At 72.6% G+C, this 17599-nt stretch carries 14 protein-coding genes and 1 pseudogene; 9 read left to right on the forward strand and 6 right to left on the reverse strand.

Annotated features, from left to right (window positions below; genetic code table 11):
* Positions 1 to 23 precede the first annotated feature (23 nt).
* Positions 24 to 1547, reverse strand: coding sequence for an FAD-dependent oxidoreductase (locus ACGH7X_RS30595; protein WP_399890978.1), 1524 nt, complete (start codon positions 1545 to 1547; stop codon positions 24 to 26).
* Between the two features lie 71 nt (positions 1548 to 1618).
* Positions 1619 to 3013 carry a PhoX family protein gene (locus ACGH7X_RS30600; RefSeq protein WP_399890981.1) on the reverse strand — a complete coding sequence of 465 codons (1395 nt, stop codon included), beginning with the start codon at positions 3011 to 3013 and terminating at the stop codon, positions 1619 to 1621.
* A 297-nt stretch (positions 3014 to 3310) separates the two neighbouring features.
* Here ACGH7X_RS30600 and ACGH7X_RS30605 point away from each other — a divergent pair.
* Positions 3311 to 3502 (forward strand): annotated as a pseudogene (locus ACGH7X_RS30605) (zinc ribbon domain-containing protein); the annotation flags it as partial.
* 48 nt (positions 3503 to 3550) lie between these two features.
* On the opposite strand, the gene zapE reads toward ACGH7X_RS30605, so the two are convergent.
* Positions 3551 to 4630: a cell division protein ZapE gene (gene zapE / locus ACGH7X_RS30610; protein ID WP_399897441.1), complete on the reverse strand. Its 1080-nt coding sequence runs from the start codon at positions 4628 to 4630 to the stop codon at positions 3551 to 3553.
* Between the two features lie 202 nt (positions 4631 to 4832).
* Here zapE and ACGH7X_RS30615 point away from each other — a divergent pair, with 202 nt between their 5' ends.
* The 4 genes from ACGH7X_RS30615 to msrB all read left to right on the forward strand — a co-directional run bounded on the left by ACGH7X_RS30615 (position 4833) and on the right by msrB (position 8248).
* Positions 4833 to 5630: a pyrimidine reductase family protein gene (locus ACGH7X_RS30615; protein WP_399890984.1), complete on the forward strand. Its 798-nt coding sequence runs from the start codon at positions 4833 to 4835 to the stop codon at positions 5628 to 5630.
* 217 nt (positions 5631 to 5847) lie between these two features.
* Entirely contained in the window at positions 5848 to 6321 is a 474-nt protein-coding gene (locus ACGH7X_RS30620) for an indole-3-glycerol phosphate synthase (RefSeq protein WP_399890987.1), read from the forward strand.
* Between the two features lie 108 nt (positions 6322 to 6429).
* Positions 6430 to 7833, forward strand: a complete 1404-nt coding sequence (gene murC, locus ACGH7X_RS30625) for a UDP-N-acetylmuramate--L-alanine ligase (RefSeq protein WP_399890990.1) — start codon at positions 6430 to 6432, stop codon at positions 7831 to 7833.
* Between the two features lie 13 nt (positions 7834 to 7846).
* Positions 7847 to 8248, forward strand: a complete 402-nt coding sequence (gene msrB / locus ACGH7X_RS30630; protein WP_399890992.1) for a peptide-methionine (R)-S-oxide reductase MsrB — start codon at positions 7847 to 7849, stop codon at positions 8246 to 8248.
* Between the two features lie 5 nt (positions 8249 to 8253).
* On the opposite strand, the gene ACGH7X_RS30635 is transcribed toward msrB, so the two are convergent.
* Positions 8254 to 8703 (reverse strand): hypothetical protein, encoded by a 450-nt coding sequence (locus tag ACGH7X_RS30635; protein WP_399890995.1) that lies wholly within the window; start codon positions 8701 to 8703, stop codon positions 8254 to 8256.
* A gap of 149 nt (positions 8704 to 8852) precedes the next feature.
* Here ACGH7X_RS30635 and ACGH7X_RS30640 point away from each other — a divergent pair, with 149 nt between their 5' ends.
* Together ACGH7X_RS30640 and ACGH7X_RS30645 are read left to right on the forward strand one after the other, a co-directional pair.
* Positions 8853 to 9179 (forward strand): hypothetical protein, encoded by a 327-nt coding sequence (locus ACGH7X_RS30640; protein ID WP_399890998.1) that lies wholly within the window; start codon positions 8853 to 8855, stop codon positions 9177 to 9179.
* Positions 9176 to 9661 carry a hypothetical protein gene (locus ACGH7X_RS30645; protein WP_399891001.1) on the forward strand — a complete coding sequence of 162 codons (486 nt, stop codon included), beginning with the start codon at positions 9176 to 9178 and terminating at the stop codon, positions 9659 to 9661. Before ACGH7X_RS30640 ends, ACGH7X_RS30645 begins: the two co-directional genes overlap by 4 nt.
* A gap of 294 nt (positions 9662 to 9955) precedes the next feature.
* Here the strand turns inward: ACGH7X_RS30645 and ACGH7X_RS30650 are convergent, their stop codons facing one another.
* Positions 9956 to 13219: an AfsR/SARP family transcriptional regulator gene (locus ACGH7X_RS30650; RefSeq protein WP_399891004.1), complete on the reverse strand. Its 3264-nt coding sequence runs from the start codon at positions 13217 to 13219 to the stop codon at positions 9956 to 9958.
* Positions 13220 to 13500: 281 nt separating this feature from the next.
* On the opposite strand from ACGH7X_RS30650, the gene ACGH7X_RS30655 reads away from it, so the two are divergent.
* Both ACGH7X_RS30655 and ACGH7X_RS30660 read left to right on the forward strand, forming a co-directional pair.
* Positions 13501 to 14760 carry a hypothetical protein gene (locus tag ACGH7X_RS30655; RefSeq protein WP_399891007.1) on the forward strand — a complete coding sequence of 420 codons (1260 nt, stop codon included), beginning with the start codon at positions 13501 to 13503 and terminating at the stop codon, positions 14758 to 14760.
* Positions 14760 to 15521: a hypothetical protein gene (locus tag ACGH7X_RS30660; RefSeq protein ID WP_399891010.1), complete on the forward strand. Its 762-nt coding sequence runs from the start codon at positions 14760 to 14762 to the stop codon at positions 15519 to 15521. Before ACGH7X_RS30655 ends, ACGH7X_RS30660 begins: the two co-directional genes overlap by 1 nt.
* Here ACGH7X_RS30660 and ACGH7X_RS30665 read toward each other — a convergent pair.
* Complete coding sequence (locus tag ACGH7X_RS30665) at positions 15431 to 17581, reverse strand: ATP-binding protein (protein WP_399891013.1); 2151 nt, start codon at positions 17579 to 17581, stop codon at positions 15431 to 15433. The genes ACGH7X_RS30660 and ACGH7X_RS30665 overlap by 91 nt on opposite strands.
* Positions 17582 to 17599 lie beyond the last annotated feature (18 nt).

The following is a 17599-nucleotide window of genomic DNA, read 5'->3' on the forward strand; positions in this document are numbered from 1 at the left end:
GGCGGGGGCGGGCCGGGGACGGTTCAGATGTCCCGCTGCTCCAGCGGCTTCGTCGCCGGGCCCTCGATCACCTTGCCGTCCGTGCCGAAGCGGGAACCGTGGCAGGGGCACTCCCAGGCCCGCTCGGCCCCGTTGAAGGCGACCAGACAGCCCAGGTGGGTGCAGCGCGCCGAGACGGCGTGCAGTGCGCCCGCCTCGTCCCGGTAGACCGCGAGCCGGTCGCCGCCCGCCCGGACCACCGCGCCCTCGCCCGGCGGCAGCGCGGCCACCGGCGGGGCGGGCCGCAGCCGGTCGCCGACGAAGTGCCGGGCGACCTCGGCCTGCGTCTTGAGCAGCGCCGGTGCCTCGCGCACCGCCGTGCGCAGCCGGCGCGGGTCGTACAGCGCACTCCAGGCGCACTCCTCGCCGGTGATCTGCGCGGTGAGCAGCCGGCCCGCCATCATGCCGCCGCTCAGCCCCCAGCCGCCGAAGCCGGTGGCGACGTACGTGTGGTGCGCGCCCGGGTGCAGCGGGCCCACCATCGGCACGGTGTCGGTGGGGTCGATGTCCTGCGTGGCCCAGGCGTGCGTGAGGTCCACGCCGGGGAAGTGCTCCGTCGCCCAGGCGGCCAGGCGGTCGAAGCGCTCCCGGGTGTCGCCGGTGCCCGGCGTGAAGTGCTCCCCGGTGACGACGAGCAGCCGCCGGCCCGTCTCCTCCAGCGGTGCCGTGCGCACCGAGCGGGTGTTCTCCTCCGGCGTGATGTACATGCCGTCGACGTCCCGGCCGGCGTCGACGCTCCCGGCGACGACCAGCTCGCGGCGCGGGGAGAGACGGGCGAAGAGCAGCGCCCGGTCGAAGACCGGGTAGTGCGTGGCCACCACGACGTCCCGGGCGGTGACGGTCGCCCCCGTGTCCGTCGACACGCGGCAGGGCGTGCCCTCGTCCAGACCGTGGACCGTGGTGTCCTCGAAGATCCGCCCGCCCCGTGCCTCCAGGTCCTCGGCGAGGGCCAGCAGATACTTGCGCGGATGGAACTGGGCCTGCCCGCTCACCCTGACGGCGCCCGCGACCGGGAACGGCAGCCCGGTCTCCGTCTCGAACGACGCCGGCAGCCCCGCCTCCTTCGCCGCGGCCGCCTCGGCGCGCAGCTCGTCCACGCGGCCCGGGTCGCGGACGTACGTGTACGCGCTGCGGGTCTCCCAGTCGCAGTCGATGCCCAGCTCGGCGACGATCCCGGCGGCGTGCTCGATCGCCTCGGACTGCGAGCGGGCGTACAGGCGGGCGCCCTCGGGGCCGCGGGTGCGGCGCAGCCGGTCGTAGATCAGGGTGTGCAGGGCGGTCAGCTTCGCACTGGTGTGGCCGGTGACGCCGGCCGCGACCCGGCCGGCCTCCAGCACCGCCACGCGGCGCCCGGCCCGCGCCAGTTCCCAGGCCGCGCTGAGCCCGGCGACACCGGCGCCGATCACGGCGACGTCGACCTCCACGTCGTCCGCGAGCGCGGGGCGGGGCGCACCGCCCGGTGCCGTCTGAAGCCAGTACGAGCCGTTGACCTGCACGTTCTGAGTCATGCGGGCCGAGTACCCCGTTGCCCCGGCTTCAGTGTCCCGGCGGTGCGCCCCCGGACGCGCCTACGACGGCGCTACCTGCGCCAGGGCCCGGTCACCGCGAAGGTCGTGCCGGGCGTGTAGCAGTTGACGTACATCGTGTCGCCGTCGGGGGAGAAGGTGACCCCCGCGAACTCGCCCCATTCGGGCTCCTCCTGCGTACCGATGTTCTGGGCGCCGCGGGCCATGGCGTACACCTCGCCGCGCCGGGTCACACCGAAGACGTGCTGCGCGCCGTTGCCGTCCTCGCAGACCATGAGGCCGCCGCTGGGGGCGAGACAGATGTTGTCCGGAGACTCGCCCGGCAGCTGCACGTCGGTGTCCGGGCCGAAGACGATCACCAGGGTCAGGCGGCGCCGCTCGGGGTCGTAGCGCCAGATCTGGCCGTAGTGGTCGGCGGCCGAGCCCTCGTCGCTGTGGGCGAACGACGACACGAAGTACACGCTGTGCCCGCCCCAGTAGCAGCCCTCCAGCTTCTGCGCGTGGGTGATGCCGCCCCGGCCGAAGTCCTGGAAGCGGATGGGCGTCTCGGCGGCCAGCGGGTCGGGTACGTCCACCCACTCGATGCCGTCGAAGGTGGCGCCCGTCTCCTGGATCGAGGACAGGTCGGGCACGCCGGGCACCCGCATCGCCTGGAGCCTGCCGCCCGCCCGCAACGAGCCCCTGCCGCCCAGCGGCTTCTCGGGGAGGAAGCGGTAGAAGAGGCCGAAGGGCCGCTCGAAGGCGTCCTCCGTCTCGTACACGACGCCCCGCCGCGGATCCACGGCGATCGCCTCGTGCTGGAAGCGGCCCATCGCGGTCAGCGGCACCGCCCCGGTGCGGTGCGGGTCGACCGGGTCGACCTCGAAGATGAAGCCGTGGTCCTTGGTGTAGCCGTTGGTACCGGCCTTGTCCTCGGTCTCCTCGCAGGTCAGCCACGTGTGCCAGGGCGTGGGCCCGCCCGCGCAGTTGACGGCCGTACCGGCGATGCCGACGCGCTCGGACAGGACGTGGTTGCGGGAGTCCAGCTCCAGCGCCGTACAGCCGCCCTTGCCCTCCGGGTCGTACGTCAGGCCCTTGACCGTCGGGACCGGGACACGGCCGTCGGCGCGGTTCTCGTGGTTGCGGACGAGGTGGACGGTGCGGTGTCTGCCGGAGGAACGGCCCGGGAAGGCCGACATGCCGTCGTGGTTGGACGGCACCTTTCCCTCGCCGGAGCGCAGCTCGTCGCCCTCGCGGGACAGCACCCGGTAGCGGAAGCCCTTGGGCAGGTCGAGCAGCCCGTCGGGGTCGGGGACGAGGGGGCCGTAGCCGGTGTGGCCCAGGGACTGGGCGGCGGCGGTGCCGGCGAAGAGTTCGGAGAGGGCGCCGGTGAAGGCGATGCCTGCGCCCAGGGCTCCGGTACGGGCGAGCACCTGGCGTCGAGTCGCCGCGCGACTGGACATGGACATGGGGTGACCTTCCTGCTGGCGGACAGGATTGCGACCCCGCCGTGTCTATCACCTGCCAGGAGTCCCGGGAACCACGCGTGTAGCTCGTGTCACCGCTCGACCGGATGCTCCTGCGCCTTCTCTGGGAACCCCGTGACTACGGTGCTGCGCCGACGCGATGAGACCGTGTGTGCCTGTACTCGCTGGTGGGGGCGGTCGCGGGATCGCCGGGTGCTTGTGCGGCTGTCGTACGTACGGTCTTCCGTGGGGTCCGGGACGATGCAGTGTCCTGTCGGTTCCTCAGCAGCAGGTCATCCGTGCGCGCAGTGCGGAGCGAGAGCCAAGCACGCACTGCCGCTGGGTGAGCGCACCCACACCTGCACCGCCTGCGGAACCGCGTCCCCCAGGGACAAGAACTCCGCACGCGTCATGCTCGTCCGGGCTGGTCTCAACCCGGCTGGTGCCGAAGGCGGAAGACCTCCTGGAGCGCCGCTCCAGGAGGCAGCCTGAGCCAGGAATCCCCTTCCCCCTTTAGGGAGGCGAGGATCGGGGCGAGTGTCAGGGCGCGTCGACGAGCCGTGCCGCGTCCCGCGCCAGCGCGGTGAGCCGGGAGATCGCCCGGAAGTACTTCTTGCGGTACCCGCCCTTCAGCATCTCCTCGCTGAAGAGGCGGGCGAAGGGCTGCCCGGAGGCCAGCACGGGCACCTCACGGTCGTAGAGCCGGTCCGCGAGCACCACCAGCCGCAGCGCCGTCGACTGGTCCGGCACCGGACGCACCCCGGTGAGGCACACCGCCGCGAGGCCGTCGGTCAGCGCGCCGTAGCGGCTGGGGTGGACGCGGGCGAGGTGGTCGAGGAGGGCGGGGAAGTCGTCCAGGGAGGCGCCGTCGGTGGCCCGCGCCGCGCGGGTCACCTGCTCGTCGGAGTACGGCGCCGGGGCCTCGGGCAGACCTCGGTGGCGGTAGTCCTCGCCGTCGATGCGCAGGGCGCGGAAGTGCGCGGACAGGCCCTGGATCTCGCGCAGGAAGTCCACCGACGCGAACCGGCCCTCGCCGAGCTTGCCGGGCAGCGTGTTGGAGGTGGCGGCCAGTGCCACGCCCGCCTCCACGAGCCGGGCGAGCAGGCTGGAGACGAGGACGGTGTCGCCGGGGTCGTCCAGCTCGAACTCGTCGATGCACAGCAGACGGTGGCCGGACAGGGTCTGCACGGTCTGCTGGAAGCCGAGGGCGCCGACGAGGTTGGTCAGCTCCACGAAGGTGCCGAAGGCCTTGCGGGAGGGCTCGGCGGGGGTGGCGTGCCACAGGGAGGCCAGCAGGTGGGTCTTGCCGACGCCGTAGCCGCCGTCGAGGTAGACGCCGCGGGGGCCCGTGGGCGGCTTCGGCGCCCGGCTCCGGCCGAAACCGAAGAAGCCGCGCCTGCCGGTGGCCGTGCCGGGTACCTCGCCCAGTCCGGTCGCGAAGTCCTCCAGGACCCGTACGGCCTCGCGCTGGCTGGGCTGGTTCGGGTCCGGGATGTACGTGCCGAAGCGGACCGAGTCGAAGCGCGGCGGCGGCACCATCTCGGCGACCAGGCGGTCCGCGGGGACGCGGGGCTCGCGGGCGCACAGGGAGGGCACGGCCGGCGCGGCCGTCCCGGATATCGGAGAGCGGCCGGAGGGAGGGGAACCGGGGGAGGGGGAGGCAGAGGACACGGGGGTCCATGGTAGGCCCTGCCAGGCGGGAGCCCATGGTCGTACGGGTGCCTGCCGGGCCCGTCCGGCACCGGGGGAGAGGGGATCGCCCGCGACCGGGCGCCGTACAGCCGCGGGGTTCGGGTGCCGGGCGCGTGGAACACTGCACGGCATGCGACGCCTGTTCCCCGTGACCCCTGTGACCGATCAGACAGCCGGCGTCCCGGGCTCCGACGGGACCGACCGGGAGTGGAGCCCGGCCGAGCTGGCCGCCGCCTACGCCTATCCCGAGCCGGACGGTCGGCGCCGGACGTGGCTGCGGGCCAACATGGTCTCCACCCTCGACGGCGCCGCCCAGCACGACGGCCGCTCCCAGCCCATCTCCAGCGCGACCGACATGCGTGTCTTCGGCACCCTGCGCGCCCTGGCGGACGTCGTGATCGCCGGCGCCGAGACCGTACGGCAGGAGGGGTACCGTCCGGCACGCGCGCGGGCGGACTTCGCCGAGGCGCGGCGGGCCGCCGGACAGGGCCCCGTGCCGGTGATCGCGGTGGTCAGCGCGAGCCTCGAGCTGGACTTCTCGCTGCCGCTGTTCACCTCCCCGCTCGTGCCCACCCTGATCCTGACCGGAGCCGCCGCGGCCCCCGACCGGGTCGCGGCCGCCGAGAAGGCGGGCGCGCGGGTGGTCGTCGCCGGTGACGGCGTCGGCGTGGACCCCGCCCGTGCCCTGCGGGCGCTCGCCGGGCTCGGTCACACCCGGCTGCTGACCGAGGGCGGTCCGCGGCTGCTCGGGCAGTTCGTCACGGCCGGCGTGCTCGACGAGCTGTGCCTGACCGTCTCCCCGATGCTCACCGCGGGGGACGCGCAGCGGATCGCGGGCGGGCCCTCGGTCGAGGTTCCGCGGCGGTTCGCACTGGCGTCCCTGTTGGAGGAGGAAGGTTTCCTCTTCAGCCGGTACCGGCGCGACTAGGACGATCCCGGGCCCGGGCGGGCGGCGGCGACCGGACAGGGGTTCGGTCGTTACCGCGCATCCGGGAATCGGCGGAATCTTCCGTTCCGTTTAGTCCGCGCCGGGCACACTGAATCCGGCAGTACCCGTGAGATCACGGGGCAGGATGGTTTCCGCAGGGTCCGGTACGGCCTACGGAGGGTGGGCCCACGGGCCCTCGAAGGAGAAGGGGCGCCTGGTGTTCACAAGCGTTTTGATGATCGAGAAGGCCCTGACGTCCGCCGACGTGGAGTTCGTCACCACCTTGCACGGGGACGAGCAGGTCGCCTTCCACGTGCTGCTCCAGCCGCGCGGCGATCAGGCCGACCGGCTGCTGCGGGCCATCGACGACGTCGCGCTCGGCGAGCTCGACGACGCCGTACGGGAGGGGGAGACTCCGGAGGGCCAGGAGGCGCAGAGCGTCGGAGAGCGGGCCCTGGAGGTCTCCCTCACCGCCCTGCGGGCGTCCGGCGCCCGGGCCGAGGGCAGGCTGATCGAGGACCACCCGCTGGACGAGTTGAAGGACCTGGCCATGCAGACCGGGGCCGACGAGGTGATCGTCCTGACCGATCCGCACTATGTGGAGGAGTTCTTCCACCGGGACTGGGCCTCACGGGCCCGGCACAAGGTCGGCGTACCGGTCCTGAAACTGTTCTCCCACAGCAAGGCTTAGGCTGGGGCCGGCCCGCCGGCAGAGCAGGGCCGCGCTCCCGCGCAGGGGGCGCGCCCACCGGCGCACCACCTCTCGCACCACCCGTCGCACCTCTGGGGAGAACAGCGCATGGCACCCGGCCTTCCTACCGCCATGGAACGACCGCACTTCATCGGCATCGGCGGCGCCGGAATGTCGGGTATCGCCAAGATCCTCGCCCAGCGCGGCGCCGAGGTGGCGGGCAGCGACGCCAAGGAGTCCGCGACCGCCGGGGCGCTGCGCGCGCTGGGCGCCACCGTGCACATCGGCCACGCGGCGGAGCACCTCGCCGACGACGCGAGCTGCGTGGTCGTGTCGTCGGCGATCCGCGAGGACAACCCGGAGCTGGCCCGCGCCGCCGAGCTGGGCGTTCCGGTCGTGCACCGCTCCGACGCCCTCGCCGCCCTGATGCACGGCCTGCGCCCGATCGCCGTCGCCGGCACCCACGGCAAGACGACCACCACCTCGATGCTGGCGGTCTCCCTGTCCGAGCTGGGCCTGAACCCGTCGTACGCGATCGGCGGCGACCTGGACGCGCCCGGCTCCAACGCCCTGCACGGCGACGGGGAGGTCTTCGTCGCCGAGGCCGACGAAAGCGACCGCAGCTTCCACAAGTACGCGCCCGAGGTCGCCATCGTCCTCAACGTGGAGCTGGACCATCACGCCAACTACGCGTCGATGGACGAGATCTACGAGTCCTTCGAGACCTTCGCCGACCAGATCACCCCCGGCGGCACCCTGGTGATCGCCGCCGACCAGGCGGGCGCCCGCGAGCTGACCCGGCGGCTGACCGGCACCGTGCGGACGGTGACCTACGGGGAGTCCGAGGACGCCGACGTGCGCATCCTCTCCGTCGTCCCGCAGGGACTGAAGAGCGAGGTCACCGTCGTCCTGGACGGCACCGAACTGACCTTCGCCGTCTCCGTCCCCGGCCGCCACTACGCCCACAACGCGGTCGCCGCCCTCGCCGCGGGCGCCGCCCTCGGCATCCCCGCCGCCGAGCTGGCCCCCGCGCTGGCCGCCTACACGGGCGTCAAGCGGCGCCTCCAGCTCAAGGGCGAGGCGGCCGGTGTCCAGGTCGTCGACTCCTACGCGCACCACCCCACCGAGATGACCGCCGACCTGGAGGCCATGCGCGCCGCGGTCGGCGACGCCCGCATCCTGGTCCTCTTCCAGCCGCACCTCTTCTCCCGCACCCAGGAGCTGGGCAAGGAGATGGGCCAGGCGCTGGCGCTGGCGGACGCCTCGGTCGTCCTCGACATCTACCCGGCCCGTGAGGACCCGATCCCGGGCATCACCAGCGAGCTGATCATCGAGGCGGCCAGGGCCGCGGGCGCCGACGTCACACCGGTCCACGACAAGGACGGGGCGCCCGTCGTGGTCGCGGGAATGGCGAAGGCCGGTGATCTCGTTCTCACCATGGGCGCGGGCGACGTCACCGACCTCGGACCGCGCATCCTCGACCAGCTTTCGAGCACGGACACGGACAGGTAAGGGGCTGAGACTCATGTCGTACGACGTTGAGAAGCCGGACGAGCAGTGGCGGGCGGAGCTGGCCCCGGCCGAGTACGCCGTACTGCGCCAGGCCGGCACGGAACCGGCCTTCACCGGTGAGTACACCGACACCAAGACCGAGGGCGTCTACTCCTGCCGTGCCTGCGGCGCGGAGCTGTTCACCTCCACGACCAAGTTCGAGTCGCACTGCGGCTGGCCGTCCTTCTTCGACCCGAAGGACACCGACGCGGTCGAGCTGATCGAGGACCGCTCCCACGGCATGGTCCGCACGGAGGTGCGCTGCGCCCGGTGCGGCTCGCACCTCGGTCACGTGTTCGAGGGCGAGGGATACGCGACCCCGACCGACCAGCGGTACTGCATCAACAGCATCTCTCTCAGGCTGACGCCTGCTTGAGGATCTCAGTCGGTCTGATCCTGTGCTGTACCCCCGGCGGTGTGGAATGTCAGATTTGTAAAGGTGTGTCCCTGGAGTACGGGGCCGCTTTGTCTACCACCGGTGATGCTGTTGTGCACAGGATCCGGTGAATCGGGCCGGGTGGTGGGGGCGAACTCATCGACGAGACGCTGGAGTTCCTCGGACGCGCCGGGATCCTGTTCGAGCAGGCGGCGGAGTCGGAGCCGCACCGAGGCCGTCAGGTCGGACCTGAGGTCCTCCTCGTCGGTGGTTTCGTCGGCCGTGACCAGGGCGGTGCGAGACTCTTCCAGCTCTCCGGCAACGGAGTCGGCGTCGCTGTCGGAGGCGAAGAGCCCGACCACTCGGTGCTTCACCTGCCCCCACGCGTCAGTGACCATGAGGCCTACCACCGTGGTCGCTCCGGTCCCGATCAGTGCCATGAGTTCCGCTTCCACAGGGCTTCTCCAGTCGCTGTCTGCGGACTCTCTGCGTGCTGTTCAGGCCATACAGCGTATGCCCGCACGTTCGTCGGTGCCACGGGCGGGCGAACTCTGTCTTGCCGTGCCCGCTTGCTCCTCCGTAATACGTGTCATACGGTCGTTGCATGGCAAAGATCCGTATCAGCATCAGCCTGGAGCCGGCGCAGGCCGAGCGCATCAGACAGCACGCGGAGTGGTCAGGCATGGATGTCTCGGCGTACCTGGTGCATGCCGCCACCCGGCAAATGGCTGAGAGCGATGCCATAGAGGAACAGTTCGCCGGGGTGGATGCCCTGATCGCCCGGGCGGAGCGGGAAGCGGCCGACCTGCCCGAGGAGCCCGCTGCGGTGTCGATGGATCTGACGGAGCAGGAGCGCCGCGAGGTCGAGGAGGCCGTCGGGCTCGTTCACGGCCGGGACCAGCAGGGTCGGCGGCCGGGGCACGCGGCGTGAGCGCTCGAGTGCCGGTCTATGACACCGGCATGCTCATCGCGCTCGCCGATCGCAAGGCGAAGGCGGTGGCACTCCATCATGGGCTGCGAGCGGCTCCGCACCGAGCGTTGGTGCTTGGCCCGGTGCTCGCCCAGGTCTGGCGCCCCCGTCCGGCGCTGGTGCACTCCTTGTCCGGGGTGCTCAAGGACTGCACCGTGCCTCGGGCACGTACGTCCGAGCCGCCGATGCGGGAGACGAAAGCGGGCCGTCCGGAGTGCGTGGCCTGTGCCACGGGCCCGGACCTGGTCGACTGGCGGCGCATCGGCACTGCGCTGGGGCAGGCCGCCCTCCCGGCGAAGAAGCGGCCGGACGCGGTCGATGCCTGGGTGGCCCTGGCGGCGGTCCGGCACGGCAGTGCGGTGATCTTCACCAGTGACCCGGAGGACATCCGTGCGTACCTGGCGGTGTTGGCACCGCCGGACGTGCACGTGGTTGCCGTCTGACGATGGCGGGCCCCTGGAAGGATGATGTGATCAATTCTTCGGTTCCGGCCCGTGAGCGTGTTGTTCCCACTACGTTGTGTGCCCGTCGGCGTGATCATGCGCGTCGGTGTGTCAGGCATACAAGTACAAGGAGCACGAGCACAGTGAAGCGCAACTCTTTCGTCCACGCTGCCCTCGCCGTCCCGGGCGCCGCCTTCATGGCGCTGGTGGTGACCCGCTGGATGTGGGTCGTCGAGAGTGGTCTGGTCAGCTGACGGGGGAGCCGTCGAGGCGGCTCCCGGGCCCGTACAGGGCTCAGGTGCCGGTCGACGTCCGTTGCCTTGCCAGGAACCGGAGCAGGTCCGCCGCCTCTGTCTCCGCGCCCAGGGAGCGGTAATGGGCGGCGGCCCGTGCGCCGTATCCGTCAGCGAGGCCCGTAGGGCGGTGGGACAGCGCCGTCGCCCGGGCCAGTCCCGCCAGCGCCTGGGCGGAACCCAGGACGTAGTGGATCCGCTCCGCTACCTCCAGAGCCCGCTCGTAGCCCTTCGACGCGAGATCGAGCCGCCCCGACTCGCGCTGGACGTCCGCCGCGCCGATCAACGCACGCAATCTCTCGAACGGGTTGTCTATGCCGACGGCGACGCGTTCCGCCATCGTGAAGTGCAGCAGGGCCTCGCCGTGGCGACCCGACTCGGCGTAGGCCGTCCCCGTACGGATCAGGGCGTCGGCCTCTCCCAGCCCGTCGCCGCTGGCACGGTGGGCGGCGAGTGCCCGCTCGAAGTGGGTGAGCGCCTCCCCCGTGCGGCCCACGGCTTGGTGCACGGCACCCAGATTCGTCGACAGAATCGCCAGGTCGACCCGGCCGCCCCACCGCCGCATCAGCACCAGTGAGCGCTCGTAGCAGTCGCGGGCGTCCGCGTAGCGTCCCTGGAGGAAGTGCAGCTCACCCCGGTTGTTCAGGGCCTGGGCCAGTCCGTGCGGATCGGGCAGCCCTTCGTAGATCGCCTCCATCCGCTGGACTTTGGCCAGCGCCTCGTCGTACTTCCCCGCGTAGGCCAGGGCCGCTCCCTGCACGTTGAGGCAGTCGGCCTCCCCGGCGGGGTCGCCGACGCTGCCGTAGAGCGTGCGCGCCTGTTCCAGGATGGGCAGCGCGGCGTCGCCGTGGCCCGCCGCCAGCCGAGCCCGGCCGGACTGGAACAGCGCGTCGGCGCGGCCGTGCGCGTCGTGCAGTTCCCCGTGGATCGAGAGGGCTTCGGTCGCACAGTCCAGGGCCTCGCCGTGATTGAGCTGCGCCAGGAGATCCGCCCGGTCCGTCAGGGTCTGGGCGAGCAGGGCGCGGTTGCCCGACGCCCGCAGCACGGGCAGTGCCGCCTCGAAGAGTTCGCAGGCGACGCCCCAGGCACCCCACAGCTTGAGGCTCCTCGCCAGGACGCGCGGGTAGAGCGCCGCGTACTCCGGATGCCTCGCGGCGGCCATCCGCGCGACCGCCGTGAGATTGGCGCGTTCCACGGTCAGCCACACCGAGGCCTCGTCGGCGTCGGCGAGAGCGGGGCCGGGCAGCGACTCGGCCTCCCGGGGCAGCAGCAGGGCAAACGCGCGGCGGTGGGGGCGGGTCAGCCGGTCGGCCTGGTGCGCCGTGGCCAGATAGTGGGCGGCGAGACGGCCGGTCGCGGCCCGCCGCAATGGTTCGGCGTCCGTGTCCAGACCGACCTGGACGGCGTAGGAGCGGGTGAGGTCGTGCAGGCGGTAGCGCCCGAGTACCGACTCCTCCAGGAGGCTGGAGTCGAGGAGTTCCTCGATGCACCCTTCCAGCAGTAGGTGCTCCTCGGCGAAGGCCGGGCCGGTCAGCGCGGCGGCCGCGGGCAGGGTGAGGTCCGGGCCGGGATGCAGGGCCAGCAGGCGGAACAACGCCTGTGCGGGAGCGTCGAGTTCCGCATACGAGAAGCGGAAGACGGCACTGATCAGCGCGTCGAACTCCTGGAGTGGCCGGCTCGCCTGCGTCAGCCGGTCGAGCAGATGCTGCAGGTCCCACGCGTCCCGGTGGCGGAAGCGGCTCGCCAGTACCTGCAGGGCCAGGGGGTGGCACGCACACGCTTCCGCGATCTGCCGCAGGTTCTCCGGCTCGGCGGCCACTCTGGAGGCGCCGACGATCCGGGTGAAGAGGGACGCCGCCTCCTGACCCGACAAGGTGTCCAGGAACAGCGACGCGGCTCCGTCCAGCCCTGCGAGCCGGGTTCGTGTCGTCACGAGGACACGGCAGGCGGGGGAGCCGGGCAGCAGCGGGGCGACCTGGGCGGCGTCCCGTACGTTGTCCAGGACCACCAGCGCACGACGCCTGGCGGTCCACTCCCGCCACCTGGTGGCGCGTTCGTCCGCAGTTGCCGGCAGTTCACCCTGCCAACCGGCGGTGTGCAGCAGGACGCCCAGGGCGTCGGCCGCCTCCAGCGGCTGCTGACCGCTGTATCCGCGCAGGTCGACGTAGAGCTGGGCGTCCGGATAGACCGGGCCCAACTGGTGCGCCGCGTGCACCGCGAGGGCCGTCTTGCCGATGCCGGGCATCCCGTGGATCACGGTGACCGGCAGCGCGGTGCTCGCACCGTTGCCGGCCGAGGCGGAGGCCGAGGCCGCGGATGGGGGTGAGGACGCGGCTTCGGCGAGGAGAATCCGCAGCTCGCCCGCACGCCCGACGAAGTCCGGGATGTCGCGCGGCAGGCAGTTGCGGGGCCCCACCTGCGCGGCGGGAGTGGGGAGAGCTGGGGGAGTGGTCGGCGAGACGGGCGGCGCGAGGCGAGCGGTGGGCGCGGTCTCGGTCCCGGTCCGCAGGAGGTCGTGATCCTGTTCGAGCATGCGCAGATGAAGCTGCTGGAGCTCCGCGGTCGGCTCGATGCCCTGACTGCGGTGCAGCCGTGTGCGGGTGTCCCGGAAGACGGCGAGCGCCTCGTCGTGGCGGCCCGAGCGGTAGAGCACCAGCATCAGGGAGCCGATCACCCGCTGCGCGAACGGGTTCTGCGAGGCGAGTTCCTGAAGTTCGCCCACCAGGTCCGCGTGGCGGCCCAACTCCATTTCCAGACCGATGCGTTCCTCACGTACCCGGCGGTGGTCCTCGGCCAGCCGCACCCGCGCCGACTGCGCCCAGGAGTTGTCGGCGAACTCGGCCAGCGGCTCCCCGCGCCACAGGGCCTCGGCGGTGCGCAGCAGCCCGATGGCCAGTTCGCGTTCGTCCCGGGCGGCCGCGGCCAGTGCCCGCGAGCGCAGGCGGCCGAACCGCAGCAGGTCGATGTCGTTCGGGTCGGCGCGCAGTTGGTACAGCCTGGAGGACGGCCGGGCCACCCGTGCCATGTCGTCGCCGACAGCGCGGCGCAGCCGGCCACGCAGCCGGGAGAGGTAGGTGTGCAGCGTGTCCACCGCCGACGGGGGCGGCTCACCGTCCCAGACCCGGTCCACCAGCGTGTCCACCGTGACCGGTTCACCCCGTGCGTGCAGCAGCACGGCCAGCACACAGCGTTCCTTCAGCGATCCGAGTTCGTGCTGCCGCTGGTCGTGCCAGAGCTCAAGAGGTCCCAGAACGAGAAGGTCCACCGTCTCCCCCGATGGGTGCGCTTCTTCCCCCGGTTTTGGCAAAGGTGTGATGCGAACCACTGTTCTACGGTCGCACTTGGGAGTCAGGGGTGGAGGCGCGGGCGCACGGAAGCAGCGAGGGGCGCACGGACACCGGGGCCGACGGGCCTTCCACAGGAGTGCAGGATTCCTGCAAGCCCGCCGTCCAGCCCTCGGGGCATCCCCCTGTCATCGGCGGCGCAACGGCGCGGCCGTACAGACCAGCCGTACAGACCATACGGAAGGACCGGGGGATCTCAACGATGAGCTTGACAGTGCCGGAGCCGCACGCGCGGCACGTGCCGGTGCGTCTGGACGTCCAACGATGGGCCACGCACCGGAGCCGCCGCAGGCTCCTGGTCGTGGTGCACACCGTCGTCACGGGCCAGCGACTGCTCGACGCGATACGCCTGCTCGAAGGCGACATCAGGGTGCAGACCTTCTTCACCCAGGCACCCGATGTGTTCAGCAACGGGGTGGGTGCCTTTCTCGAACGGCTGGGCGGCCTCGTGCTGCCCTGGAGCCAGGCGGTGCAGACGCCTTTCGACCTCGTACTGGCCGCCGGCCACGGCAACCTGCACGATCTGCAGGCGCCCGTGGTGGTACTGCCGCACGGGGCCGGACACAACAAGGTCGTCCAGGTCGCGCCGGGCGGCCGCCCCATGGCGCCCAGGGGTGCCTACGGGCTCAGCAGGCAGCGCCTGATGCGGGACGGCGCGGTGGTGCCCGAGGCGATCGTGCTGGCCCATCACGAAGAGCTGACCCGGCTCGGACAGGACTGTCCAGAGGCCGTGCCGGCCGCGGAGGTGGTGGGGGATCCGTGCTTCGACCGCGTTGCGGCCAGCCTGCCCTTGCGGGCCCTGTACCGGGAGGCACTGGGCGTCGGGGGCCGGCGGCGGCTGGTCCTCGCCTGCTCCACCTGGGGGCCGGACTCACTGCTGGGACACGGGTGGAACACCCTGGAACGCTTGGTCGCCGAACTGCCCAAGGACGAGTACCGGATCGCCGCGCTCCTGCATCCGCATGTCTGGAACGCCCACGGCGACTGGCAGGTCCGTGCCTGGCTCGCCGAACTGGCGCGCGCGGGCCTGCTCCTGGTCAGCCCGCACGCCGACTGGACCGGGGCGGTGGTGGCCGCCGACCACATCGTGGGCGACCACGGTTCGGTCTCGCTCTACGGCGCGATGACCGGAGTGCCGGTGCTGATGGCCGGCCGCTCCGACGCGGCCGTGGACCCGGGCTCGCCGATGGCCGAACTCATGTCCTTCGCACCACGACTGCGCGACGACCGCCCGGTGCCACCGCAGCTCAAACGGAGTTCCGTGCTGCGCCGGGCCCACCGGTACGAGCGGGTCGCGGCCCGGATCACCTCGGAACCCGGCCGGTTCGCGCGTCGGATGCGTGCGCTGCTCTATCGGAAGCTGCGCCTGCGCGCCCCCGCCGTACGCGGGCCGGCGGTGGAACCCGCGAGCCTGCCCCTGACGGTGCGCTACGACGATCCCGGCGCGGGGGTGTCGCGGTGATGCCGCTCGCGCTGGTGTCCCAGACGGTGCGGGTCCTGACCGCGGGCGGCGTCGGCGGCGGTGCCGTCCACCGGGTACGGACCGTGCTGGTGGTCTCGGTGTCCGGGACGCTGTCCGTGGACGAGCACGTCAGGGTGGGGTGCCGCGCACCGGCCGAGTGGACGGCGCTCGGCGACGTGCTGATCGCGCCCGGCGCCGGAGCCCGGCGGGCCGCCCGGCTCTCCGGATCCTGTCCGGGAGCGCTGATGGTGGCGGTGCACCACGGAAACCGCTGCTGGCTGCGGCCGGGACCGAGCGGCCCGGTGTCCGTGTTCGAGGCCCGTGGACCGGGGCAGCCGCACGCAACGTGGGACCGAATCGCCTCACTGGCCCATTCCTGCCTGGTGGCGGGCCTGCCGGCCGTAGACCTGGGGCCGGCGCTCGCGATCCTGGAGCCGACACTGGCAAGGCTGGGTCCGGCGCACGCCGCCGCGGGTCCGGCGGTCGTGCCGGTGGTTTCGGCGGTCGCGGTCGTCGGCTCGGCGGACACTGCCCGGGGTTCGGTGGTCGCGGCCGTGAGTTCGGCGGACGCTGCTGCGGGTTCGGCGGATGCCGAGGTGGGTTCGGCGGGCGCGGCTGAGTGTGCGGTGGTCCAGGATCCGGGCTGGGCGGGGGGCCAATTCCCGTCGGCCTACTGCTCCGGCTCGTCGCGTTTCAGCGGTTCGAGGCGGCGCCGGACCGCCTCGGCGCCCGCCGAGCGGGACCGGCCCGCCGAGGAGTAGAGGTCCAGTGCCTCCCGGTAGCGGTCCCGGGCGAGTTGCCGCCGCCCGCGCCGCTCGGAGACCTCGGCCAGGACTCCCAGGGCGCGGGCGGCCTCGTACGCCGACAGCCCGCGCAGTGCCGCCAGGGCCGGGGACAGCAGTTCCTCCGCCGGGTCAAGCCGGTCGAGAACGAGGTGCGCGCGGCCCATGCAGATGGCCGCGCGAGCGGCGTTGTACGTGTCGCCCGCTTTGTCCAGCGTGCCGCGGGCGGCACCGGCATGACGGACGGCCTCCTCGGCCCGCCCCTCCTCCAGCGCGAGGTCGGCGAGGTTGAGCGCGGCCAGTGCGCCCGCCCGCCGGTCTCCGTGCGCCGGCAGTTCGGCGGCGGCACGCCGGAAGAACTCCGCGGCCCTTTGCGGACGTCCGAGCCGTTGCAGGGCGAGCCCCCGGTAGTTGAGGGTGCGGGCATGGCCGAGTGGGTCGTCGGCCGCGAGAAACAGACCGGCGGCCCGCTCGAACATCTTCAGCGCGTCCCCGGGGTTCCCGGAACCCAGTTCTCCGACCCCTCCGGAGGTGAGCATCCGGCACTCGGCGGCCGGGTCGCCCAGCTCCCGCGCCGCCGCCAGCCCCGCCCGGTGCGCCGCGCTCCACTCCGGGTAGAACTTCCGCCGTAGGAAGAGCGGCCACAGGGCGTCGGCGAGCTGCCAGCACACGGTGGTGAATCCGGCGGCGGGTGCTTGTTGGAGCACGGCCATCAGGTTGGGCAACTCCCGCTCCAGCCAGTCCAGGGCGGCTTCGGGACCGGGGCCCACCTCCGCGACGACCACGGGCCCGGGGCCGTAGTCCCGGGCCATGGTCCGGTGCTGGGGGTCGAGGATCTCCTCGGCACGGGTGGCGCTGGCGAGATAGTGATCGGCGATACGCCGCACCGCACCCGCCCGCACGTCCGGCGGCTCGTCCTCGACGGCCTTTGCGGCCGCGTGCAGCCGGACCAGGTCGTGGAAGCGGTGGCGTTCCCCGGCGGCCTCGACGAGCAGGCTCGCGTCGTGTAGCACGTCGAGGGAGTCGGCCGCGCCCCCGTCGTCGTCCTCGCCCGTGGCACACAGCGCGGCGGCCACCGAGCCGTCGAACTCCCGGCCCGGGTGCAGCCCCAACAGCCGGTAGAGCCGGGCGGCCGGCCGCGGGAGCGCCCGGTAGGACACGTCGAGCGTCGCCAGCACGTCGTGGTCGCCGTCTATGGCCAGTGCCTCCAGGCGTCGGCGCTCCTCGCCGAGGGCGCGGACCATCGTGCTGATGCGCCGTCCGGGACGCGTTGCCAGCCGGGCGCCGGCGACCCGGACGGCGAGCGGCAGCCCGGCGCACAACTCGACCAGGGCGCGGGCGTCCTCGGGTTGTTCGCCCACCCGCCCGTCCGGCAGGGTGTCCGCGAGCAGCTCAACCGCCGCCTCGGGGGCCAGCGGTTCCAGATGGACGGGACAACAGCCGTCGACCGTCAGCCCCGGGAGCCGTCTGCGACTGGTCACCGCGGTCACGTTGCCGCCCGCGGGCAGCAACGGCCGCACCTGGGCCGCGGTCGCCGCGTCGTCGAGCAGCACCACCACCCGGCGGATCGCGGTCAGCGACCGGTACAGCGCCGTCCGTTCGGCGAGCCGCTCGGGGACCTGCTGCGCGGGAATGCCCAGGGCCCGCAGGAACCGGCCGAGCACCTCCGCCGGATGCTCCGGCCCGTCGGACGACTGCGCTCCGAGATCCGCGTGGAGCTGGCCGCCCGGAAACCGGGGACGCAGGGTGTACAACCACCTCAGCGCGAGCGTGGTCTTGCCGACGCCGCCGAGCCCGCTCAGCGCTGCCAGGACGGGCCGGTCCTCCCGTGCGGCGCGGACACGATGCCGTTCCAGGGCCGCCAGCTCCCGGGTGCGGTCGATCACCCGCACCAGCGGCGGCAGCTGCCAGGGCGTCTGCTCGATGCCGCCCGGCCGAGGAGCGAAATGGATGCCGCCGTGCACGGAACCCGCCTGGACGACGGGTCCGCGCACGGTGCCGCTCAGGTCGTTGTGCGACTCCTGCCCGCCGCTGCGCACCCGTGCCCCCGCCCCGTG

The sequence above is a fragment of the Streptomyces sp. BBFR51 genome (genome assembly GCF_044591655.1).
In the GTDB taxonomy this organism is placed as follows: Bacteria; Actinomycetota; Actinomycetes; order Streptomycetales; family Streptomycetaceae; genus Streptomyces.